General features: G+C 72.0%; 20 protein-coding genes. 10 read left to right on the top strand and 10 right to left on the bottom strand.

Annotated features, from left to right (window positions below; translation table 11 throughout):
• The first annotated feature begins 6 nt into the window (after positions 1–6).
• Entirely contained in the window at positions 7–453 is a 447-nt protein-coding gene (locus QQ657_RS08345) for an ATP-binding protein (RefSeq protein WP_284741514.1), read from the top strand.
• Between the two features lie 84 nt (positions 454–537).
• On the opposite strand, the gene QQ657_RS56660 is transcribed toward QQ657_RS08345, so the two are convergent.
• The 5 genes from QQ657_RS56660 to QQ657_RS08370 form a co-directional block, all read right to left on the bottom strand.
• On the bottom strand, positions 538–870 hold the full coding sequence (locus tag QQ657_RS56660; RefSeq protein ID WP_350310655.1) for an ATP-binding protein: 333 nt from the start codon (positions 868–870) through the stop codon (positions 538–540).
• On the bottom strand, positions 756–1,286 hold the full coding sequence (locus tag QQ657_RS08355) for a hypothetical protein (protein ID WP_284741516.1): 531 nt from the start codon (positions 1,284–1,286) through the stop codon (positions 756–758). The genes QQ657_RS56660 and QQ657_RS08355 overlap by 115 nt, the downstream gene beginning before the upstream one ends.
• Before the next feature lie 117 nt (positions 1,287–1,403).
• The gene (locus QQ657_RS08360; protein WP_284741517.1) at positions 1,404–1,574 is read right to left on the bottom strand and encodes a hypothetical protein; all 171 of its coding nucleotides are present in this window, start codon (positions 1,572–1,574) and stop codon (positions 1,404–1,406) included.
• 66 nt (positions 1,575–1,640) lie between these two features.
• The gene (locus tag QQ657_RS08365) at positions 1,641–6,326 is read right to left on the bottom strand and encodes a DUF6531 domain-containing protein (protein ID WP_284741518.1); all 4,686 of its coding nucleotides are present in this window, start codon (positions 6,324–6,326) and stop codon (positions 1,641–1,643) included.
• Between the two features lie 147 nt (positions 6,327–6,473).
• Entirely contained in the window at positions 6,474–7,211 is a 738-nt protein-coding gene (locus tag QQ657_RS08370) for an SDR family NAD(P)-dependent oxidoreductase (protein ID WP_284741519.1), read from the bottom strand.
• A gap of 63 nt (positions 7,212–7,274) precedes the next feature.
• Between QQ657_RS08370 and QQ657_RS08375 the strand changes: the two genes are divergently transcribed.
• Positions 7,275–7,712: a MarR family winged helix-turn-helix transcriptional regulator gene (locus tag QQ657_RS08375; RefSeq protein WP_284741520.1), complete on the top strand. Its 438-nt coding sequence runs from the start codon at positions 7,275–7,277 to the stop codon at positions 7,710–7,712.
• A 6-nt stretch (positions 7,713–7,718) separates the two neighbouring features.
• On the opposite strand, the gene QQ657_RS08380 is transcribed toward QQ657_RS08375, so the two are convergent.
• From QQ657_RS08380 to QQ657_RS08400, 5 genes are all read right to left on the bottom strand, one after another.
• Positions 7,719–8,654, bottom strand: coding sequence for an acyl-ACP desaturase (locus QQ657_RS08380; RefSeq protein ID WP_284741521.1), 936 nt, complete (start codon positions 8,652–8,654; stop codon positions 7,719–7,721).
• A 122-nt stretch (positions 8,655–8,776) separates the two neighbouring features.
• Positions 8,777–10,180 carry an MmgE/PrpD family protein gene (locus tag QQ657_RS08385; RefSeq protein WP_284741522.1) on the bottom strand — a complete coding sequence of 468 codons (1,404 nt, stop codon included), beginning with the start codon at positions 10,178–10,180 and terminating at the stop codon, positions 8,777–8,779.
• Positions 10,177–10,998: a cyclase family protein gene (locus QQ657_RS08390; RefSeq protein WP_284741523.1), complete on the bottom strand. Its 822-nt coding sequence runs from the start codon at positions 10,996–10,998 to the stop codon at positions 10,177–10,179. Before QQ657_RS08390 ends, QQ657_RS08385 begins: the two co-directional genes overlap by 4 nt.
• Positions 10,995–11,816: an HpcH/HpaI aldolase/citrate lyase family protein gene (locus QQ657_RS08395; RefSeq protein ID WP_284741524.1), complete on the bottom strand. Its 822-nt coding sequence runs from the start codon at positions 11,814–11,816 to the stop codon at positions 10,995–10,997. Before QQ657_RS08395 ends, QQ657_RS08390 begins: the two co-directional genes overlap by 4 nt.
• Positions 11,813–13,000 carry a CaiB/BaiF CoA transferase family protein gene (locus QQ657_RS08400; RefSeq protein WP_284741525.1) on the bottom strand — a complete coding sequence of 396 codons (1,188 nt, stop codon included), beginning with the start codon at positions 12,998–13,000 and terminating at the stop codon, positions 11,813–11,815. Before QQ657_RS08400 ends, QQ657_RS08395 begins: the two co-directional genes overlap by 4 nt.
• A gap of 245 nt (positions 13,001–13,245) precedes the next feature.
• On the opposite strand from QQ657_RS08400, the gene QQ657_RS08405 reads away from it, so the two are divergent.
• Genes QQ657_RS08405 through QQ657_RS08440 form a run of 8 tightly spaced genes read left to right on the top strand, consistent with a single transcriptional unit; the run spans position 13,246 to position 21,319 of the window.
• Complete coding sequence (locus QQ657_RS08405; RefSeq protein ID WP_284741526.1) at positions 13,246–14,490, top strand: ABC transporter substrate-binding protein; 1,245 nt, start codon at positions 13,246–13,248, stop codon at positions 14,488–14,490.
• Positions 14,487–15,500: a branched-chain amino acid ABC transporter permease gene (locus QQ657_RS08410; protein WP_284741527.1), complete on the top strand. Its 1,014-nt coding sequence runs from the start codon at positions 14,487–14,489 to the stop codon at positions 15,498–15,500. Before QQ657_RS08405 ends, QQ657_RS08410 begins: the two co-directional genes overlap by 4 nt.
• Entirely contained in the window at positions 15,497–16,543 is a 1,047-nt protein-coding gene (locus tag QQ657_RS08415; RefSeq protein ID WP_284741528.1) for a branched-chain amino acid ABC transporter permease, read from the top strand. Before QQ657_RS08410 ends, QQ657_RS08415 begins: the two co-directional genes overlap by 4 nt.
• Positions 16,540–17,274 (top strand): ABC transporter ATP-binding protein, encoded by a 735-nt coding sequence (locus tag QQ657_RS08420; protein WP_284741529.1) that lies wholly within the window; start codon positions 16,540–16,542, stop codon positions 17,272–17,274. The genes QQ657_RS08415 and QQ657_RS08420 overlap by 4 nt, the downstream gene beginning before the upstream one ends.
• Complete coding sequence (locus QQ657_RS08425) at positions 17,261–17,962, top strand: ABC transporter ATP-binding protein (protein WP_284741530.1); 702 nt, start codon at positions 17,261–17,263, stop codon at positions 17,960–17,962. Before QQ657_RS08420 ends, QQ657_RS08425 begins: the two co-directional genes overlap by 14 nt.
• On the top strand, positions 17,959–19,308 hold the full coding sequence (locus tag QQ657_RS08430; RefSeq protein ID WP_284741531.1) for an MmgE/PrpD family protein: 1,350 nt from the start codon (positions 17,959–17,961) through the stop codon (positions 19,306–19,308). The genes QQ657_RS08425 and QQ657_RS08430 overlap by 4 nt, the downstream gene beginning before the upstream one ends.
• On the top strand, positions 19,308–19,943 hold the full coding sequence (locus QQ657_RS08435) for an aspartate/glutamate racemase family protein (RefSeq protein WP_284741532.1): 636 nt from the start codon (positions 19,308–19,310) through the stop codon (positions 19,941–19,943). The genes QQ657_RS08430 and QQ657_RS08435 overlap by 1 nt, the downstream gene beginning before the upstream one ends.
• Entirely contained in the window at positions 19,940–21,319 is a 1,380-nt protein-coding gene (locus tag QQ657_RS08440) for an FAD-dependent oxidoreductase (protein ID WP_284741533.1), read from the top strand. The genes QQ657_RS08435 and QQ657_RS08440 overlap by 4 nt, the downstream gene beginning before the upstream one ends.
• The last annotated feature ends 2 nt before the right edge of the window (positions 21,320–21,321 follow it).

Below are 21,321 nucleotides of genomic sequence, written 5' to 3' on the forward strand. Positions count from 1 at the left end.
GGGCCCATGACGCCCCCGGGACCCGTGTTCACACTGGGGCGGGACACGCTCCCGCCACTCAGCGAACTCCGGCACTGGATCGCCCGGGCGCTGCCACGGCTCGAGGCCGATCACCTCTGGGCGGTGCAGCTGGTGGTCACCGAGCTGGCCACGAACGCGTACGAACACGGCGAGGGTCCGGTGACGGTCACGGCGTCGGCCACGTTCCGGCCGTGTTCGGCCCTGCTGGAGGTCCACGACGACGGCGAAGCCCGGCCGGTGGCGGGTTTCCCGCGCCCGCTGGCTGGCAGGGGCCGGGGTTTGGTGCTGGTCGGGGACCTCGCCCGGGAGTGGGGTGTGCGTGCTGGGGAAGCCGGGAAGACGGTGTGGGCGCGGGTGGATTGCGGCACCGGGACGCTTGCTGCCTGCGCGATGCGTGCTGAGCCGATCGAGATGGATCCGGAGCCGTGCTAGCCCGGCTCGCCGGTGTGCTGCCCGTTGGTGCCGACCGCCCGTACGACCTTGCCGCTGGGCCATCGGCCGGCGCAGCCTGCCGGCTCAGTCCGGCTCGCGGGCGTGCCGCTCACTGGTGAGCACCGCCCACACGACCTTGCCGCCGGACCACCGGGAGCTGCAACCCCACGCGTCCGCCGAGCGCGCCACGATGTGCAGGCCCAGTCCGGCCGCGCCCGGACGGGGCCGGGGGTGCAGTACCGCCGGGTGGGGATCGTCGTCCAGCACCGCGATCGTCAGCCGGCCGCGCCGCAGGTCCAGCCTCAGCGTCGCCGCGGAAGTGGTGTGCTGGGCCGCGTTGGCCGCGAGCTCGCCGGCGACGAGGATGCCGTCGTAGACGAACTGCGGTACCTCCCACCGCGCACACGCCTCCCGCACCGCGGCCCGCGCCATCGCCGACGCTTCGAGGCCGCGGGGAGGACCAGTTCGGTCTGCTGCCGCGAAGGTTTGCACAGCGCGCGCTCGGCACTGCCGACGTCTTCGCCGATCGCGACCTGGCGGTGGATCCCCTGCTCCCGCAGCGCCCGGGTCCGGCTCGCGGTGCCGGCCAGCGCGAACGGGATCCCCGGCCACGTCCCGAGCCGCCGGGCGACCAGCCCGAACACCCCGACCGGTGCGACGGCGTCGAGATCGAGGCCGTCGATGCCGGCGATCACGGCTTCCGGCTCGTCCGCCGCGACCTCCAGGAGGCCGTCGCGCAGGCGCCGGTAGCTGCCCAGGTGCAGGCCGCCGGTCACGGTGACCAGCGTGTAGAGCGGCTGTGACACCACCTCGAGGTCGAGCGTGCCCAGCATCGTCTCTCCTCAAGGCGAGCAGCAGTGCCGTCCCGGCACGCTCCACGCTAGGACCACGGCGCCGGAATCGGTAGGCCCGCCACCCGCGTGCCCGCCAACGGCCGAGCGGGCGGCGGGTCAGCTGTCCGCAGGCTGCGAGCCGATGGTGGTGAAGGTCGTGAGCGTGCCAAACCCGTCCTTCGGGGCGTGGTGCCCGGTCAGCGCCTGGGAGCGCGCCACACCCGGGGGTGTGGTCCGCCCGAGCAGCGGCGGGCCGAGCGGGTCGTCCGGAAGCGTGGTCTGATCCATGGGGATTCCTCTCCGGCGGACTGTGCGGACGTCACGGAAACGCCCGAGCCCCCGGATCGGTTGAGGTCACCGCGTGTTCTTGTCCCAGATCACCACCGGCGGCGCGTCCGGGTAGTCGACGTCGTGGGCCCAGACCTTGTCCACCTTCGGGTTGTGCCGCAGGATCGGGAACTCGTCCATGTCGAAGACGTTGTTGGGCCGGCGTGAGCCCAGCTCGTCACCCATGTTGGGCCAGCCGCTGGACTTGCCCGGCGTGTTCGGCAGGGCGATGTGGACGTCGCCTTCCGCGTTGCGTCCGAGTGCCTTCGACGCGTCCGTCCAGACCTTCTCGCCGTTCGGGTGGTTGTCGGAGAACTTGGGCATCTCGACGTCGTTGTCCTTCAGGATGCCTTCGAGGGTGTTGCCGCCGTTCTTCTTCGCCATGTCGATCGCCGGGTTCTCGATCGAGCCGTGGTACTGCGACTCCGTGATGTTCTTGCCGGTGGCGGGGTCGTAGAGGTGCGAGTTCGGCTTCGAGGAGTCCGCGTTCTTGCCCCACACCGGAGTACTCGAGAACTCCGAGTCCTTGATGTGGCCGCCCGACCAGAACCACGACTTGTCCTTGCCCGGCGCCATCATCTCGTCCCACTTCTTCGAGAACTTGGCGTACTGCTCGTCGGTCATGTTGTGCGGCCGGATCTTGCCGTCCGGGTCGCGGAACTCGCCCAGGCCGTCCGGTTTCTTGGCGCCCGGCGGGAGCTTCGCCGCGTCGCCGCCGCCCGCCGGGTTGTCCGGGGCTTTCGGGCCGCTCGTCTTGCCGCACGGGCTGGTCACCAGGCCGAGCGGGTCGCCCTGCAGGTGCGGCTGCTCCACGTACCCCACCGGGTCGGGCGCCGCGGCCAGGCCGAGCGGGTCCTGGCTCAGGTACCGCCCCGTCCGCGGGTCGTAGTAGCGGTAGACGTTGTAGTGCAGCCCGGTCTCGGCGTCGCGGTACTGGCCGGGGAAGGCCAGCGGCATCGGCGCGGTGCCCGTCGTCGACGGCAGCAGCTCGCCCCAGAAGCTCGTGCGCGCCTGCCAGTCGACGGTTCCGCCGGCCCCGACGAGCTCGGTCGGCGTGCCGGCGGGCGAGGTGATCACCGTGTGGAACCGCACCTCGGCGCCCCGCTGCTCGATCTGGACCACCGGCCTGCCGTCGCCGGGGTGCCGCTCCCAGGTGAGCACGCGCGACTTCCCGTCGTCGGTCAGCTCGATCTCCTCGACGAGCTCCGCGCCGCTCCAGACGAACCACGTCTCGGCGGTCTGCCGCGGCGCGCCGTCGTCGCCGATCGCCCAGCGCCGCTTGGCGAACCGCCGGCCGAGCGGGTCGTAGAGGTAGGTCCAGAACGACTCGTCCGGGGCGATGACGGCGATCAGCCGGTCCAGCTCGTCCCAGACGAAGCGCCATTCCTCCGGGCCGCGGGCGGTGACGCGCACCCGGCCCTGCGGGTCGTGGCCGTACCGCGTCCCGGCCGGCGGCACGAGCCGGCCCGCCGCGTCGTAGGCGAAGCGTTCGACGTTGTCGGGCGCGTGCACCTCCACGACGCGGCCCGCCTGGTCGAACCCGAACCGGACCGGCCGCGGATCGTCGATCGCGGTGAGCCGGCCGTCCGGCGTGTACGTGTAGGCGCGCCGGCCCACGCCGGTGATCTCCTGTGCCGCGAGCCGGTCACCGGCGTCGAAAGCCTGCCGCAGTACCTCCGAGCCATCCACCGCCCGGCGGATCTCGCGGCCGGCTTCGTCGTACTCGAACGCGATTTCGTGGCCCGCGACGCGAAGCGACGCCGGCAGTTCGCCGTCGTAGCGCCACTCACTGTCCACACCGGACAGAGTGGTGCGGTGGACCCCCGCGGCGTCGTAGGTCCAGCGCACGCCGACGCCGTTGAGCGTTTCTTCACGCACGCGCCCGCGCTCGTCGCGCACGATCTCCAGCACCGAGTCGGCGTTGACCGCGTACCGCAGCTGCCCCAGCGCGTCGTAGGCGTACCCGGTGACCCCGGTGGCAGTACGGCGTTCGACGACGTTGCCGAGCGGGTCGTACTGGTACTCGGTGACTTCCCCGAGCCCGTTGGTCATCCGGCGCAGCTGCCCGGCCTCGTCGTAGGCGTAGGTCAGCCGGCGGCCGTCGAAGTCGGTCTCCTCGACGAGCCGGCCCGCGGGGTCGTAGGTGTAGCTCCACGTCAGGCCGCGCGGGTTGGTCACGGCGACCAGGCGCAGCTCGGCGTCGTAGCGGTAGGCGGTGCGCGCGCCGGTGGCGTCGAACTCCTCGATCGGCAAGCCGAACGGGCCGTACGTGCGCCGGGACGTCCGCCCGGCGGCGTCCCGGTGTTCGACGACGCGTCCTTCGCCGTCGTGGCGCCAGCTTTCCCGCTCACCGTCGGGACCGATCCGCCAGGAGCGCTGCCCCTCGGCCGTCCAGCCCAGCCGGGCCGGGCCGCCGGACGCGGTGTGCACCAGCCGCGGCCGGCCGAACGGGTCGCGGTCGCCCGGCCGCGCCGCCGCGGTGATCACCGGCTCGTCGCCGAGGGCGTCCACCCGGCCGTCGATCCGCAACCGGGTGGAGACGCCGGGGACGGCGGCGTAGGGATCGGCCGCCGGGGCCACGGCCCGCGTGTCGCCGGCCCGCAGCTCCACCTCGCCCGCCGGGGTCGGCGCCAGCCGCACCACCGAACCGTCCGGCCGAGTCACGGTCGTCAGCACGTCGTTTTCGTAGCCGTAGAAGGTGATCCGCCCCAGTTCGTCGGACTGCGACAGCAGGTCGTCGTAGCGGGTCCACGAGTACCGGCGGGTGTGCCCGAGCGGGTCGGTCCGCTCGACGAGCTGGCCGGCCTCGTTCATCCGGTACGTCCAGGTGTGCCCCAGCGCGTCGGTGTGCCGGGTGGTCCGGGCTTCGGTGTCGTAGGCGAACGCGCCGTTGAGGTAGCGCTCGGCGCCGACGCTGCGGACGCAGCGGCCCTCGGCGTCGTAGACGTAGCGGTACCAGGTGCCTGCCCGATCCTGCCAGCCGACGATCCGGTCGCCGACGTCGTAGTCGAGGTTCACCGGACGGCCGGTGAAGCCGGCGATCTGGGTCAGCTGCTCGAGCCGGTTGTAGCCGAACCGCACGACCGGGGCGCCACGGGGCACGCCGAGCGCGGTGATCCGGCCGGCGCCGGTTTCGATGCTGATCTCGGTGCCGTCGTCCCGGCGCAGCAGCCGCGGGGCGCCGGTTCCGTCGTGGTCGATCGTGGTGCGGGAGCCGTCCTGCTCGATCACCGTCAGCGGCAGCACCCGGCCCCGGCCGTCCGCGAAGACGAGGTCGCGGGGGCCCTTCGACAACCGGTAGCCCTCGGCGGTCCGGCGCAGCGGGTGGCGCGGTCCTTCGATCGGCAGCACCGGCCGGTCGCCGTCCGGCAGCGGGTAGACGAGGATCATGCCGTCTTCGGCGAAGAACCGGACCTGCTCGCGGCCGACCTCCAGCCGCTGGTCCACTGTGGACGCCCACGAGCGGCCGAACCACCGGCCCGCGCGGTAGGACGACAGGTGCGTGCGGGTCAGTTCCAGGTCGCCCGCGTCGCCCGGCAGGGTCAGGTCGACCTGGGTCAGCACCACCTCGCCGGTGGCGACGTCCACCGGGTCGGAGACACAGACCTTCTTGTCGTCCGGCACCGCGCGGTCGCGCGGGCCGTCACCCTTGGGGTCGCCCTTCGGCTTGCCGCCCCCGTCCGGGCCGCCCTTCGGCGTGCCCCCGGGCGGGTCGGCCTTCGGCGGCGGGCCGTCGGCAGGCGGGTCGCTCTTGGGCGGCGGATCGGACTTGGGCGGCGGGTCGCTCTTCGGTGGCGGGTCGCCCTTGGCTCCCGACGTGGTGGTGCTGTCGTCGCCGCCCTTCGGGGGCGGGTCGGTCTTGGGCGGCGGCGCGTCGGGGTCGCCCTTGCCCTTGGGTCCGTCGAGGCCCTTGGGGTTGCCGTTGATGTCCGCGTGCTTCGGCGGTGGCGCGCCCTTGCCCGGCTTGATGTTCTTCAACGCCTTCGCCGCGTCGCCGAACAGGTCACCCGCCCGCTTGAGCAGCGGAACCAGCGCCTTGAGCGCCGTGACCAGCCGCTTCACCAGGTCCGCGATCTTCGACGCCGTCTTCGCGACCGCGCCGATCACCTGCGGCACCACCCAGGTCATCCCGATGCCCAAGGTGAACACCACCTGCAGCGCCCAGCTGATCAAGTGCCCGACCAGCTCGGCGATGATGTCGCGAACCAATGCCCGCACCGCCGCGACGACCTCACCCGCGGTCTTCACACCACTGGATGCACCTTCGCAGCCCTTTTGGGCGGTTTCCAGCAGCGTGACCGTGTCCTGCGCGCGCTGGCGGTACATGTCGCCGGCGTTCCCGGTCCACGACGAGACGTCCGTCTTCACCATGCCGGTCAAGTCCTGGCCGATGCTGCCCAACTCGGTCGCGACATTCTTCCAGGTCTCGGACTGGGCGGCGATTTCGTCGGCGTTGCCGGTGAGGCCGTTGAGGGCTTCCTTGAGCGGCCCGACGTGCTCGATCAGCCAGCCGACCCCGGCGGCGAGGATCGCCCCAAAGGGATCCATCGCCATCGACAGCGCGTCCAGGGCAGTACCGACGGCGCCCATGGCGACCGAGGCCCAGTCGCCGCTCTCGATCGCGGACTTCAGGTCGTTCGCCGACTCCAGCAGCGAAATGCCCGAATACGCCTTGGTGGAATCCTTGGTCTCCGCGACCAGCGGGTTGCCCACTACGCGACCTTCCTGACGTCACGGCGAACATTCGTCAAACATTCAAGCAAGCCTGACATCGAAGCTAGCAGCGCCGGAACCCCAGGTGTCCCGAAGGTGAACCGGATGCCCGAAAATCCGGCGATTGCTGCCCCGGGCGGCCAACCGTCAGCTCGGGACGGGCCGGCCGTCCAGGAAGAACCCGCCGGTGGGGCCGTCGGCGGGCAGGGTCGCCGCCCAGACGACGCCGAGGGCGGCCTCCGCGGGCGAGCGGTCGTCGGCGTCGTCGCCGCGCTCGGGGTGGGTGGCGACCGAACCGGGGTCGACGGCGTTGACGAGGATGCCGGTGTCGCGCAGTTCGGCGGCCATCGAAGCGGTGAGCGCGTTGAGGGCGTACTTGGCCAGCGAGTAGCCGGGCGACCGGACGCCCTGGGCGAGCCCGGCCCCCGCGGCGATCTGCGTGGCGGCGGCGCTGGAGACGTTGACGATCCGGGCCGCCGGGGCGGCTCGCAGCAGCGGCAGGCAGGCCTGGACGAGGGCCCAGGCGCCGAGGACGACGACCGTGTACGAGGTGCGGGCCTCGGACAGGTCGACGTCGAACAGGGACGTCGTGGCGAAGTCGGGCATGGAGGCGGCGTTGTTGACCAGCACGTCGAGCCGGCCGGTGGCCGACCGGACGAACTCGGCGCAGGCCGTGACGTCCGCCGGGTCCGTGATGTCGAGCCGCACCGCGTCCGCGGAGAGTCCTTCGGCGACGAGCCGGCCGGCCAGCTCGCGCGTCCGGTCGAGGTCCCGGCCGGCGAGGACGGCGTGGTAGCCGCGGGTGGCGAGCTCCCGGGCGATGGCGAAGCCGAGGCCCTGCGGACGGCTCGCGCCGGTCACGAGGGCAACCTTGTTTTCGTTCATGAGACCTACTGTAGGGATCTCCTACAATTGTGCCAACCCGCTTTTCCGGAGTAGGGTCGCGGCATGACCGACCGCCCCCGCGCGTTGCTGCGCTGGCCCACCTACGTGATGGGGAACCTGCACCGCAGCGGGGTCGGCCGGATCGACAAGGCGCTGGCCGGGACCGGCCTGGCCCTGCGCGACTACTACGTCCTGGTCTGCGTCGGCGAGTTCGGCCCGCTGGCCCAGCAGCGCGTCGCCGACCGGCTCGGCCTGGACCGCAGCGACCTGGTGAAGGTGCTCGACCGCCACGAGGCCGCCGGCTGGGTGCTCCGGGAACGCGACACCGAGGACCGGCGCCGCCACGTCCTCACCCTGACCGAGGCCGGCCGGGCCGCGGTCGCGCAGGTCGAGGAAGTCTCGGCCGCGGTCACCGGCGAACTGCTCTCCGAGCTGAGTCCCGGCGAACAGGAGACCCTGCACCGCTTGCTGCTCAAGGCTTTCGGAGAGCCGCCCGCCTGAGCGCCGTCAGCCGTTCTTGAGCTTTTCCCGGCGCGCGGCCGTGGCGTCACGGCGTTCTTCGAAGCGGGCCGCCTGGGCGTCGAGGGTCTTGAGGAACGCCGCCAGCTCGTCGCGCGCGGCTTCGCCCTCCGGGCCGAGCCCGGTCAGGTCGAAGATCTTCCAGTAGCGCAGCAGCGGCAGGACGACGTCGTCGTGGTGGATGCGCAGGTCGTAGATGCCCGCCTTGGCGATCAGCGCCGCCTTCCGGGCGAAGCTCGGGATCACCGCACCCGGCATCGCGAACGACACGACCTCGTCGGTGATCGCGCGCATCATGGCGTCGGGGGAGATCTCCAGCGAGGCCTTGACCAGGTTCCGGTAGAACACCATGTGCAGGTTCTCGTCGGTGGACACCCGGGCCAGCAGCCGCTCGGCCAGCGGGTCCTGGGTGTAGCGGCCGGTGTTGCGGTGCGAGATCCGGGTCGCCAGCTCCTGGAACGAGACGTACGCGCAGACGTGGAGCAGCGGCTTGTCGCCGGTTTCGTAGCCCGCCTGCATCGTCTCCATCCGCATGCGCTCCAGCTCGACGGGGTCGACGGCGCGGGTGACCAGCAGGTAGTCGCGGATGCAGATGCCGTGGCGGCCCTCTTCGGCCGTCCAGCGGTGCACCCAGGTGCCCCACGCGCCGTCGCGGCCGAACGCGCGCTCGATCTCGCGGTGGTAGCTGGGCAGGTTGTCCTCGGTGAGGAGGTTGACCTCGAGGGCCGTCCGCGCGATCGGGGTGACCCGCGACTGCTCGGGATCCCACGCCTCCCCGCCGAGCTCGGCGAAGTCCCGCCCCTGGCTCCAGGGGACGTACTCGTGCGGCATCCACTCCTGGGCGGCGGCGAGGTGCCGGTTGAGGTTCTCTTCGACCGTCCCCTCCAGCTCGTACAACAGGCGCGTGCTTTCGGGAACCGGCATGAAGACGTCCTTTCGTACCTACGCGACCGTAACTTACGGTGCCGTAGGTAGCGTAAACGGACGTGGGGCCCCGGTGGTTCCCGTTCGTGGTGGCGGTCACCCTCGCGAGGCCCCCTATCTCGTCACACGCGCAGCAGGCCGGTCAGCTCCGAGAGATCACCCAGCTCGGCCAGGCCGTACGTCAGCTCCGTGATCCGCGCGCTGACCTCGGCCGGAAGGACCCGGGCCGCGTTCAGGCGGAACTTCGTCGCCAGCTCGTCCGCCGAGAGCGGGTTGTCCGGCCCGCCCCGGTTCACGTCGACGCGTTCCTCCAGCTCCCGGCCGTCCTTCAGCCGCGCGCGCAGGACCGCCGGGAACTGGTGGGGGAAGATCTCGTCGCAGCGGGCGTCCGGGACGCAGCGCACCTTCGCCGCCAGCGCCAGGCGGGCGGGGTCCGCGGCGGCTTCGTCGGTGAAGTCGTCGTGGAAGACGCCGAGCCCGCCGCCGCCCAGCAGCCCGGCCGCCACGGTGTACGGCCCGGAGAACGCCGCGTGGTAGCCCGACTTCGGGTGGATCTTGTCCTCGCGCGGCTCGGCGATCGTGCGCAGCACCGACGTCGGCGCACCCAGCTCCAGCTCCGAGATCTCCGCCGGGTCGACACCTCGAGAACGCAGTCGCCGGGCCGCGTCGATGCCCGCGTGCGTGAAGTGGTTGCAGGGATACGGCTTGAAGAAGATCCCCGGCAGCTCCCAGCGCTCGCCGAGGCCGTCGACGATCGCGTCCACATCGGACTGGTCGCCGCAGAACGCCTGCAGCAGCCCGAATCGGCCCTCCAGGACCGTGGGCGGGCCGGTGATGCCGTGGCGCGCCATGCCTGCCGCGGTCACCGCCGCGTGGGCCGCCCAGCCGCAATGAATCCGCTTCACCGTGCCGCCGGTGCGGTTGGCCTCCAGCAGGCCCGAACCCATGCTGGCCGCGATGCCGATGGCGTCGGCGATGCCTTCGGAGTCCACATCGGACAGCATCGCCGCGGCCGCCGCGGCGCCGAGTGCGCCGCAGATCGCCGTCGCGTGCAGGCCGCGTTCGAAGAACACCGAGTTGCCGAGTTCCTCGTCGTAGCCGGCCATGCCGAGCCGGACGGTGATCTCGACGCCGACGCCGATCGCGTCGAGCAGCTGGGCCCCGGTCGCGCCGCGGGACTCCGCGACGGCCAGCGCGGCCGGCACCACGGACGCCGACGGGTGCAGCACCGACGGCAGGTGCGTGTCGTCGAAGTCGAGCGAATGCGCGAGGGTGCCGTTGAGCAGGGCCGCGCTCGGCTCGGGCAGCCGGTCGCCCGTGCCGATCGCCGTCGCCCGCCCGGTGCCGCCCCACTCCCGTACCAGCGCTCCGACGGCCGCGGCGGGACGTTCAGACGTCGCGGCCAGGCTGTTGCCCAGGACGTCGAGTACGCGCCGGGCGGCGTCGTCCCGCAGCTCCGGCGGCAGTCCCTTGGCCCGCACCGACGTCGCGAACGCGGCCAGCTGCTGGACGATCGTCGCGCTCACGCCGTCACCGCCGCGAGCGGACGCACGGGGGAGCCGGTGCCGCCGACGATCCGCAGCGGCGCCAGCACGAACGCGAACTCGTGCACGCCTTCCGCGGCGATGGCCTCCAGGTTCAGGTGCTCCATGATGAAGATCCCCGACTCCACCAGCAGGATCCGGTGCACCGGCAGCACGGCGTGCCCGGCCCCGGCGGGGATCTGCTCGTAGGCGGTGGTGTCCGCGCCGGTCGCGACCACGCCCCGAGCGGCGAGCCACTCCGCCGCCGACGTCGTCGCGCCGGGGACGCCGGTCTCCTTGCCCATGTACTTCGCAGGATGGTCGAAGTTCCGTGCCCAGCCGGTGCGGATCAGCGCGACGTCGCCGGCGCCGGGTTCGGTGCCGGCCAGCTTCGCGGCCGCGTCCAGGTCGTCTGCCGTGACGCCGTAGCCCGGTTCCAGCGTGGGGACGTCGTGGACCGCGGCCACGTCGAGGAGGACCGCGCGCCGCAGCAGGCCGGGCAGGTTCTCCGCGCCGTGGGTGCGGAACACGCCGCCCTGCTGGGCTTCCGCCGCGTCGACGTCACCGTGCAGCTTGCCGTCGTGGCTGACGTGCGAGAGCGCGTCGATGTGGGTGCCGACGTGCCCGCCGGTCACGATGATCTCGTTGGCGGCCGATCCGCCGTCCGGGCGGCGCATGTCGCCGTGGCGGCGGATCAGGGTCATCCGGAACCCGGGGTGGTTCGGCGAGCAGGGCATGCCGGTGAAGAACGGCTGCCCGAGCTCGATCAGCCGGACCCCGCCGGCGATCGCCGACAGCAGCGGATCCTGGGGACGTGTCATGAGTGCTGGCCTTCCCTTTCTCCCGCGAGCGCGAGCACCCAGCGGGCGCGCGCCACGATCGCGGCGTCGACGAACTGTCCGTGGTGGTCGATCCAGGCCGCCGCCCCGTCGGTCGCGAGCCGGTCGAGCAGGGCGCTCGCCCAGGCGGTCTCGGCCGGGTCGGGGGCGCACGCCTCGTGCACCACGGGAATCTGGGCGGGGTGGATCACCGACCGGCCGAAGAACCCGGCCGCCCGCCCGGCTTCGGTGCTCGTGCGCAGCCCGTCGAGGTCGCGCACGGCGGTCCAGACGCTCTGCACCGGGCTCGGCAGCCCGGCCGCCCGCGCGGCGACGACGACCCGGGAGCGCGGCCAGGTCAGCGCGTCGCCGCCGGTCACGCGCAGGTCCGCGGCCAGGTCGGCCTCGCCGAGGGAGATCCCGGCGACGAGCGGGTGCGCGGTGGCGATCGCGAGGGCGTTTTCCACGCCCAGCGCCGATTCCAGCACCGGGTACACCGGCACGCCGAGCGCGTCGGCGACGCGGCGCAGCTCGCCCGGGTCCTCGCACTTCGGCACCCGGACGCCTGCCGGGGCGAGCGAAGCCAGCGCCTTGATGTCGGCTTCCCCGGCCGGGGTGCCCGGCGCGTTGATCCGGACGAACGCCGTCGCGCCGTCGCCGAGTGCGGCCAGGGTGTTCCGTCTCGCGTCGTCCTTCGCGGCCGCGGCGACGGCGTCCTCGAGGTCGATGATCACGGCGTCGGCCGGGCCGGACAGGGCCTTCGTGATCCGGTCCGGCCGGTCGCCGGGCACGTAGAGCCAGCTGCGCAGGACTTCGCTCACCTGATCACGCCTTTTTCGCGCAGGGCGGCCAGTTCCGGCTCGCCGAGGCCGTAGCGGCCGAGCACTTCGGCGGTGTGCGCGCCGACCGGCGCCCCGGCCGAGGTGATCCGCCCGGGGGTTTCGGACAGCCGGAACAGCACGTTCTGCATCTTCACCGGCCCGAGTTCGTCGTCGTCGACCGTGGTGATGCTGTTCAGCGCCGCGAACTGCGGGTCGATCATGACGTCGGCGGCGGTGTAGATCGGTGCGACCGCGGCCTGGGCTTCCTCGAACGCCTTGACGACGTCGTCGCGGTCGCGGTCGGCGATCCACGAGCCGACGGCGTCGTCGAGCAGGTCGGCGTGCTGCGCGCGTTCGGCGCCGCTGGCGAACCACGGCTCGTCGATCAGCTCCGGGCGCCCGACCAGCCGCATCACGCGTTCGGCGATGGACTGGGCGCTGGTGGAGATGGCCACCCAGCTGCCGTCGCGGGTGCGGTAGGTGTTGCGCGGCGCGTTGTTGGTGGACCGGTTTCCGGTACGCGGCTGTAACGTGCCGAGCTGGTCGTAGGCGATGATCTGCGGCCCGAGCAGCGTGAGGATCGGCTCGATGATGGCGAGGTCGACAACCTGCCCGCGGCCGGTCTGGTCCCGGGCCCGCAGCGCTGTCATCACGGCGTAGGCGGTGGTCAGCGCGGCGATCCCGTCGGCGAGGCCGAACGGCGGCAGCGTCGGCGGGCCGTCGGGCTCGCCGGTGATCGCGGCGAACCCGCTCATCGCCTCGGCGAGCGTGCCGAAGCCGGGCCGCTTGGCGTACGGGCCGATCTGCCCGAACCCGGTGACACGCGTGAGCACCAGGCTGGGGTTGATCTCGCGCAGCTCGTCGTAGCCCAGGCCCCAGCGCTCGAGCGTGCCCGGGCGGAAGTTCTCCACGACGACGTCGGCGTCGGCCACCAGTTTCTTGAAGATCTCCTGGCCCTCGGGGGAGCCGAGGTAGAGGGTGATCGCCTTCTTGCCGCGGCCGAGCATCTTCCACCAGAGGCCGACGCCGTCGCGCTGGGCGCCGTGGCTGCGGACGGGGTCGCCGTTCGGGTGCTCGATCTTGATCACCTCGGCGCCGAAGTCGCCCAGCAGCGTCGCGGCCAGCGGGCCGGCGAACAGGGTGGCGGTGTCGAGCACCCGGATCCCGGACAAAGCGCCCGTCATGGGGCTTACCTGCCTTTCTCGTCCAGCGGCTCGGGCCGGAGCACCGTTTCGCCGGGGGGAACGCTTGTGACGTCCGAGTTTCGTAGCGACGTCTTTCCGTGTTTCCCAAGTTCGCACTGATCGCACGGGCACGTCAAGTTATGCGCAGATGTTGACCTGAAGTCGGGGCGAGTGTCACGATGACCGGCAACGAATCTGGCGTTTCGCTAGGCGGAACGACAGCCCTTCCAGTGGGAAGAGGTGACATGACCGCACGAATGCTCGTCGCGGGACTCGGGGCGCTGGCCCTGCTCGCGACCGGGTGCGGGGGATCGGCCCCGATGGGGGCCGGGGGCGTCGCCGCGGGGCGGGACGAGGGCCCGGTCAAGATCGGGGCGCTGCACCCGGTCAGCGGCTCGAACGCGGTCGACGGCCTGCAGATGCGCCGCGGCGCGCAGCTGGCGGTCGACGCGATCAACGCGGCCGGCGGCATCAAGTCGCTCGGCGGCCGCAAGGTCGAGCTGGTCACCGGCGACACCCAGGGCAAGGCCGACATCGGGCAGAGCGAGGCCCAGCGGCTGATCTCGGCCGGCGCGGTCAGCCTGGTCGGCACCTACCAGAGCGCGGTGAGCACCAACGTCGCCGTCGTGGCCGAACGCAACCGGGTCCCGTTCGTGATGGACGTGACCGCGTCCGACGCGATCTTTTCCCACGGCTACAAGTACTCCTTCCGCGTCCAGCCCGGCAGCAAGGCGATCGCCACGGCCGCCGCCCAGTACTTGAAAGCGGTTTCGGACCAGGCGGGCAAGCCCGTCCGCAAGGTCGCGTTCCTGCACGAGCAGAGCGACTTCGGCAGCGGCGCGGCCGACGCTTTCAATGCGGCGGCCAAGCAGCTGGGCATCGCGATCGGGCCGAACATCAGTTACGACGCCACCACCGTCAGCGACCTGACCGCCCAGGTCACGCAGGTCAAGGCGTCCGGTGCGGACGTGCTGGCGGTCGCCGGCTACTACCGCGACAGCCTGCTGGCGGCCAAGGCGATCGCCTCGGTGAAACCGGACCTCAACGCGGTCTGGGGCGTTTCGAACGGCGCGTACGACCAGCCGAAGTTCGTCGCCGACGCCGGCGCGCTCGGCAACCTGTACTTCAGCGCCAACTACCACTACGACGCGACCAACCCCGAAACCGTCGCGCTGCGCGAGAAGTACCAGAAGCAGTACGGCGACCCGATGCGCACCGGCGCGGTCCTGTCCTACGACGCGGTCCAGGTGATCGCGCACGGCGTCGAGCAGGCGGCGAGCACCGACCCCGAGAAGGTGCGTGACGCGATCGCCGCCGCCCAGGTCGCACCGCTGACCGTCGGCCGCGGGCCGATCCAGTTCGCGCCCAACGGCGACAACCGCAACGCCTTCCCGGTGCTGATGCAGGTCCGGGACGGGCGGGTCCAGCAGGTGTATCCCCCCGAAAAAGCCGAATCCCGGCCCGACTACAGGGTGGCGTGGCGACCATGACCGAACTCGACACCGGGGCGCCCGTCGTCCCCGAAACCGCACCACCCGACCGGAAAGCCAAAGCGGACAAGGGTTTCCTCGGCCGCGCCGGCATCGTGGCCGCCGTCCTCGTCGTGGCGATCGTGCTCGCGCTGGTGCAGTCCGGCAGCGGCCTGGTGGTCTGGCAGTCGGTGGTCACCGGCATCCTGACCGGCGGGCTCTACGGCCTGATCGCGATGGGCCTGACGCTGATCTTCGGCGTGCTCGACATCGTGAACTTCGCCCACGGCGCGTTCCTCGCGGTGGCCATGTTCATCTCCTTCGGCATGGTCCAGGCGACCGGCCTGCACCCGTACCTGACGCTCGTCGTCGCGGTGCCGGTCCTGTTCCTCCTCGGCGCGGCCGTGCACCGCGGGCTGCTGTCGGGGGCGGGCGGCCGGTCGCTGGAGAACCAGCTGCTGATCACGCTCGGCCTGTCGCTGCTGCTGGAGAACGGGCTGCTGATGTTCTTCGGCGCCGAGCCGAAGACGATCGCGCTGCCCGGCGACTTCCAGTTCCCGTTGCTGGGCGCGGTGGTCGCGGGTTCACGGCTGTACGCGTTCCTCGGCGCCATCGTGCTCGGCGGGCTGCTGTACTGGCTGCTGCGGCGGACCCGGCTGGGTACGGCGATCCGCGCGGTCGCCGCGAACGCGCCGGGCGCTGCACTGGTCGGCATCAACGTCCGCCGGATGCACACGCTGACCTTCGCCATCGGCACGGCGTGCGCGGGTGCCGCGGCGGTGCTCGCCGGGCCGCTCGTCACGGTGACCCCGACGCTGGGGGAGCAGTTCAACATCACGGCGTTCGTGGTCGTGGTGCTGGGCGGGATGGGCAACGTCGTCGGCGCGCTCGTCGGCGGCCTGCTGATCGGGCTGGTCGAGCAGCTCACCACGATCTACCTCGGCGGCCAGAGTTCCTTGCTCGGCGTGTTCGTGGTGTTCGTGCTGGTGCTCTTCCTCCGTCCGCAGGGTTTGTTCGGGAGGCGCGCATGAGCACCATCACCATCGCCGCGCCGAGCAATTCGGACGTCGTCAAAGCACCGCCGTTGCGGCCGCAGAACCGGCAGCTGGCCATCCTCGCGATTCTCGTACTGGTCGCGATCCCGCTGCCGCTCATCCTGCCCGCTGCCCAGGGCGCGGTCGCCGTGCGGATCATGATCTTCCTGCTGATGGCCGTCGGCTGGAACATCATGAGCGGGTTCGGCGGGATGTTCAGCTTCGGGCACGCCGCCTACTTCGGCCTCGGTGCCTACACCAGCGCGTACCTGCTGGTGAAGCACAACGTGTCGCCGTGGATCGGGATGCTGGCCGGGATGGCGGTGGCCGCCGCGGTCGCCGTGGTCATCGGCTACTTCTCGTTCCGCTACAAGCTCCAGGGCGCCTACTTCGCGCTGGCGACGTTCGCATTCGCGGAGATGCTGCGGCTGATCGTCACGAGCAGCACCTTCGCCAACAAGGCGGTCGGGTTCAGCGTGCCGCTGATCCAGGACTCGTCGCTGTGGCTGATCCAGTTCCCGGCCGACTCACCCGCGTACTTCTGGGTGGCCCTGGTCCTGGCCGGGGCGGCGGTCGCGATCAGCATCGTCTTCCTGCACTCTCGCGCCGGCCGGTACGTCACGGCGATCCGCGACGACGAACTGGCCGCCGCGTCCCTGGGTGCCCCGGTGCTGCGGCACAAGCTGATGACGGTCGCGCTGTCGGCCGCGATCACCGCCGTGGCCGGCGCCTTCTACACGCAGTACTACCTGTTCGTGAACCCCGATCTCGGGTTCGGCTCGGCCATCTCGATCCAGGCGATCGTGCCCGTGGTCATCGGCGGCATCGGCACGGTGTGGGGCCCGGTGGTCGGCGCGATCATCATCGGCTCGCTCACCGACGTCACCGCAACCCTGCTGCGCACACCCCCGGAGTTCCTGGGCTTCCTGCAGGGCCGCAGCGGACTGGACGTCGTGCTGTACGCGGTGCTGGTGATCCTGATCGTGCGGCTGTTGCCCAAGGGGATCGTCGGAACTCTCGCTGCGAGGTGGCGTCGATGAGCATCGTGGAAGTCACCGGCGTCGGCAAGGCGTTCCGCGGCGTGCACGCACTGTCCGATGTGGACGTCGAAGTCGCCGAGGGCGAGATCCTCGGCGTGATCGGGCCCAACGGGGCGGGCAAGACCACCCTGTTCAACGTGATCTCGGGCGCGCTGTCCCCGGACACCGGCCGGGTGCGGCTGGCGGGCGACGACGTCACCGGGCGCGCACCCGACCGGATCGCGCGGGCCGGGATGGTGCGCACGTTCCAGCTGATGCGGCCGTTCGCGAGCATGACGGTGGCGCAGAACGTAAGCCTCGCCGCGCAGCACCATCGGCTGAGCGCGAAAGCCTTGCGGGAGCACGCTCTCGACGTCGTCGAACGGGTCGGGCTCGGGCCGTGGGCGCACCGCGCCGCGACCGACCTGCCGACCGCCGGGCTCAAGCGTCTCGAACTGGCGCGGGCGCTGGCGACCCGGCCGAAGGTGCTGCTGCTCGACGAGGTACTGGCCGGACTGGTCCCGGCCGAGCGCGAGCCGGTGCTCGACCTGCTCGCCACGCTGCGCGAGCAGGAGGGCGTCACGCTGGTGTTCATCGAGCACATCATGGCCGCGGTGATGCGGCTGGCCGACCGGGTGCTCGTGCTCGACCAAGGCCGCGTGCTGGCCGTCGGCTCGCCCGCCGAGGTCACCAGCGACCCGCGGGTCATCGACGCCTACCTCGGTGAGGAGCCGACCCATGCTGACGCTTGAGAAGGTGTGCGCCGGGTACGGCCGGATGCGGATCCTGCACGACGTCGACCTGCGTCTCGACGCCGGGGAGATCGTCGCGCTGGTCGGCGCGAACGGCGCGGGCAAGACCACGACGCTGCGCAGCATCTGCGGCCAGCTCAAGCCGCTGTCGGGCGCCATCACCCTGGATGGCACGCCGACCGCGGGTCGCCGTCCGGACCAGCTCGTGCGCGACGGGCTGGTGCACGTGCCTGAGGACCGGGCGCTGTTCGGCACGCTGACCGTCGAGGAGAACCTGCGGATGGGTGCCTGGACCCGCATGCCCGCGCAGGCCGCTTCGTCGCTGAAAGAGGTCTACGAGCTGTTCCCGGTGCTCGCCGAGCGCCGGACGCAGATCGCCCAGACGTTCAGCGGCGGCCAGCAGCAGATGCTCGCGATCGGCCGGGCGCTGATGGCCGGGCCGCGGCTGCTGATGCTCGACGAGCCGTCGACCGGGCTTTCGCCGAAACTGACCTGGACGGTGCTGGAGGCGGTCCAGCGCATCCGGGACAGCGGGGTGGCGGTGCTGCTGGTCGAGCAGAACGCGAAGCAGGCGCTGGCCATCGCCGACCGGGCGTACGTGCTGGAAAGCGGGTCGACCGTGCTGGAAGGCACCGGCGCCGAGCTCGCCGGCGACAACCGCGTCAGGAAGGCGTACCTGGGACTGTGAAACGCGAACAAGCCGCTTCCGCCACCGCGGACCTGGGCGCGTGGGTGTCCGAACTGGACGTCACGAGCGTTCCGGCCGCGGTGCTGGACCGGCTTTCCCTCGTCCTGCTCGACGTCGTGGGTGTCACCGCGTTGGGTGCTTCGCTGCCGGAGCAGCGTTCTTTGGTCGATGCCTGGCGCGCACCGGCCGGTCCGGCGCCGCTGATCGGTGGCGGGCGGCTGGTCACGACCGACGCGGCGGCCTGGCTGAACGCCGTCGCGCTCGTCTCGCTGGAGCTGGACGAGGGCCACAAGTACGCCAAGGGCCACCCCGCCGCCCACGGGTTCCCCGCGGTGCTGGCGCTGGCAGCCGAGCTGGACAGCACGGGCGCGGACACAGCGGCGGCGCTGCTGGCCGCGTACGAGGTAGCCGCCCGGTTCGGCCGCGCGACCACCCTGCGCGCGGGCGCGCACCCGCACGGCAGCTGGGGCGTCCCCGGCACGGCCGCCGGGTGCGCCCGCTTGCTCGGCCTCCCGCCCGGGGTCGCCGCGGCCGCCATCGACACCGCGGCCGGGATGGGCATCGCCGGGCACTTCGACTCGGCGACCCAGGGCAACCCGGTGCGCAACGCGTGGCTGGGCGCGTCGGCGACGTCCGGGCTCGCGGCGGCCCGGATGGCGGCGGCCGGAATGGCCCGCACCACGGGCACGGCCGCCCTCTCCCTCGGCACGCTCCTCGGCGAGTTCGACGCGGCGGAGCTGACCGTGGACCTGGGCACCCGCTGGGATATCACGCGCGGCTACTTCAAGCGGCACGCGTCCTGCTCGTTCACCCACCCGGCGGCGGACGCCGTCCTCGAACTGCGCTCGCGTCCGGCTTTCCGGGCTGAGGGCATCACACACATCCTGGTGGAGACCCACGTCCTGGGGGCCGGGCTGTCCGATGTGGACTGGTCGAACCGGCTCTCGGCGATGTTCTCAACGCCGTTCGTGGTGGCAACGGCCGCGCTGACGGGCGAGATCGGGCCGGCGAGCCCGCTCGACGACCCGGACGTCCAGGCGCTCGCGAGCCGGGTCCGGCTCGTCGAAGCCGGCGACCTCACCGCGCGCCTCCCGGCCGAGCGGGCGGCCCGCGTGACCATCGCATTCGACGACGGCACGTCTCTGACCCACGAGGTCCCCAACCCGATCGGCGACGCCGACCACCACCCGCTGACCGAATCCGACCTGGTCAGCATGCTCGAAAACTGGCTGCCCGCGCGAGTCGTGGATCGCGCCGCGGCGCTGGGGCGCGACCTGCCCGGCCTGCCCCACGTCGGCGCGACGCTGCGCGAGCTGGCCGGAACCGAAGAGAAGGAGCCGAACTGATGCGTGCCCTCGCGGTGACGCCCATTCACCTGCCGCCCGAGGAGATCCGGCGGAGGCAGGAGCGCTACGACCGGCTCGCGCCGCCGGGCCTGGAGATCGAGCTGCGCGACGTCGGCCCGTCGGCGCCGAAGACCCTGGACACGGACGAGTCCATGCGCGTCTCGGAGAACGCCGTCGCCGCCGCGCTCGAAGCAGCCGGCGACGGCTGGGACCTGGCCTTCCCGGACTGCGTGCTCGATCCGGCGGTACCCGACGCCGTCGCCGACCCGGCTCTGCCGGTGCACGGCCTGCTCAAGCTCTCGGCCACCTACCTCGCCGCGAAGGGTGTCAGGTTCGGCGCGGTCGTGCGCAACGAAGCCATCGCCGAGGAGTTCGCGAAGCGCATCGCCGCCTACCGGCTGACCGAGTACCTCGCCGGGATCCGCGTGCTGGACCTGCCGTTCTCCGCCATCGCCGAGACCGAGACGTGGAACGCGGCGCTCGGCACGGCCGTTCGCGAACTGGCGGAACTGGGCGCGACGGCGGTGATCAACGGCTGCTCGGCCGTCGACGTCGAGCCCGCCGACCTCCCGGCGCGGATCGTCGATCCCACCGAACTCGCGATGCGGCTGCTGGCCGTCGAGGAGCAGCGGTGACCGACGGACCCGACCTCGTCGTCGCCGGCGCCGGTGGCGGGCTCGCCGGTGCCCTGCGCGCCGCCGAACTCGGCTTGAACGTGCTGATCGTCGAGGCGAGTGAGCACTTCCGGCGCGGCAACAACACCTCGATGTCCACGGCGATGTTCCCCGGCGCCGGCTCCCGCTGGCAGGCCGAGGAGGGCGTCGATGACTCGCCGGAGAAGTTCGTCGAGGACATCATGGCCAAGACGCACGGGCAGGCCGACCCGCGGCTGGCCCGGACCCTCGCCGAGGTCAGCGCCCCGCTCGTCGAGTGGCTCGCGGACTCGGCCGGGCTGCCCCTCGAGCTGGTCACCGACTTCAACTACCCCGGCCACGCCGTGCCCCGCTGCCACTCGATCCCGGGCCGCCACGGCTCCGGCGTCATCGACCACCTCGCCCGGAAGGTCACCGAGCACGAGAACATCGAGCTGCTCGCCCCGGCAAAACTGGTCGACGTCCTGTCCGATGTGGACGGAGTGCGCGCCGCCGTCGTCCGGTACCCCGACAGGACCGAGGAGGAGATCCCGACCCGCGCGGTCCTGCTCGCCACCAACGGATTCGGAGCCGACACCGACCTGGTCGCGAAGCACCTGCCGGAGATCGCGGGGTCGCTCTACCAGGGCAGTGACCAGTCGCTCGGCGACGCGTTGCGCATCGGCGAGAAGCTCGGCGCCGCGACCGGGTTCCTCGACGCGTACCAGGGCCACGGCGCCGTGTCGGCCAGCGCGGGCACGCTCGTCGGCTGGGCGACGATCATCCACGGCGCGATCCTCGTCGACGTCGAAGGCCGCCGCTTCGGCAACGAGACCCGCGGCTATTCCGAGTACGCCGCCGAGCTGGCCGCGCAGCCCGGCTCGACCGGCTGGATCGTGCTCGACGAGACGATCTTCGAGCAGTGCCAGCCGTTCCAGGACTTCCGGGACGTCGTGTCCGCGGGCGCGCTGGTCTGGGCCGACGACGCCGCCGGACTGGCGAAGGCGACCGGCCTGCCACCGGACGCCCTGGAAGCGGAACTCACCACCGCGGCCGCGATAGCCCGCGGCGAACGCGAAGACGAGCACGGCCGCACCCACTGGGAGCGTCCACTGTCCGGCCGCTACGCCGCAGTCCGCGTGGTGCCCGCGCTGTTCCACACCCAGGGCGGCCTGCTGGTCGATGAGCACGCCAACGTCGTCGACACCCAGGACCGCCCGATCCCCGGGCTCTACGCCGCGGGTGGTGCCGCGGCGAGCATCTCCGGCCACGGCGCCGCCGGCTACCTGCCCGGCAACGGCCTGCTGCCCGCCTTTGGGCTGGCCTACCTGGCCGCCGGCGACGTCGCCCGGCGCCGAACCCCTGACCCCGCAAGCTGAGG

The sequence above is a fragment of the Amycolatopsis ponsaeliensis genome (genome assembly GCF_030182635.1).
GTDB classification, from domain to species: Bacteria; Actinomycetota; Actinomycetes; order Mycobacteriales; family Pseudonocardiaceae; genus Amycolatopsis; species Amycolatopsis ponsaeliensis.

Coding starts and splice junctions, on each gene's coding strand:
- QQ657_RS08435 (WP_284741532.1), top strand. CDS start 19,308: ATGCGTGCCCTCGCGGTGACGCCCATTCACCTGCCGCCCGAGGAGATC.
- QQ657_RS08355 (WP_284741516.1), bottom strand. CDS start 1,286: ATGCTGGGCACGCTCGACCTCGAGGTGGTGTCACAGCCGCTCTACACG.
- QQ657_RS08380 (WP_284741521.1), bottom strand. CDS start 8,654: ATGCCGGTTCCCGAAAGCACGCGCCTGTTGTACGAGCTGGAGGGGACG.
- QQ657_RS08345 (WP_284741514.1), top strand. CDS start 7: ATGACGCCCCCGGGACCCGTGTTCACACTGGGGCGGGACACGCTCCCG.
- QQ657_RS08415 (WP_284741528.1), top strand. CDS start 15,497: ATGAGCACCATCACCATCGCCGCGCCGAGCAATTCGGACGTCGTCAAA.
- QQ657_RS08375 (WP_284741520.1), top strand. CDS start 7,275: ATGACCGACCGCCCCCGCGCGTTGCTGCGCTGGCCCACCTACGTGATG.
- QQ657_RS08410 (WP_284741527.1), top strand. CDS start 14,487: ATGACCGAACTCGACACCGGGGCGCCCGTCGTCCCCGAAACCGCACCA.
- QQ657_RS08390 (WP_284741523.1), bottom strand. CDS start 10,998: ATGACACGTCCCCAGGATCCGCTGCTGTCGGCGATCGCCGGCGGGGTC.
- QQ657_RS08360 (WP_284741517.1), bottom strand. CDS start 1,574: ATGGATCAGACCACGCTTCCGGACGACCCGCTCGGCCCGCCGCTGCTC.
- QQ657_RS08370 (WP_284741519.1), bottom strand. CDS start 7,211: ATGAACGAAAACAAGGTTGCCCTCGTGACCGGCGCGAGCCGTCCGCAG.
- QQ657_RS08405 (WP_284741526.1), top strand. CDS start 13,246: ATGACCGCACGAATGCTCGTCGCGGGACTCGGGGCGCTGGCCCTGCTC.
- QQ657_RS08425 (WP_284741530.1), top strand. CDS start 17,261: ATGCTGACGCTTGAGAAGGTGTGCGCCGGGTACGGCCGGATGCGGATC.
- QQ657_RS08420 (WP_284741529.1), top strand. CDS start 16,540: ATGAGCATCGTGGAAGTCACCGGCGTCGGCAAGGCGTTCCGCGGCGTG.
- QQ657_RS08400 (WP_284741525.1), bottom strand. CDS start 13,000: ATGACGGGCGCTTTGTCCGGGATCCGGGTGCTCGACACCGCCACCCTG.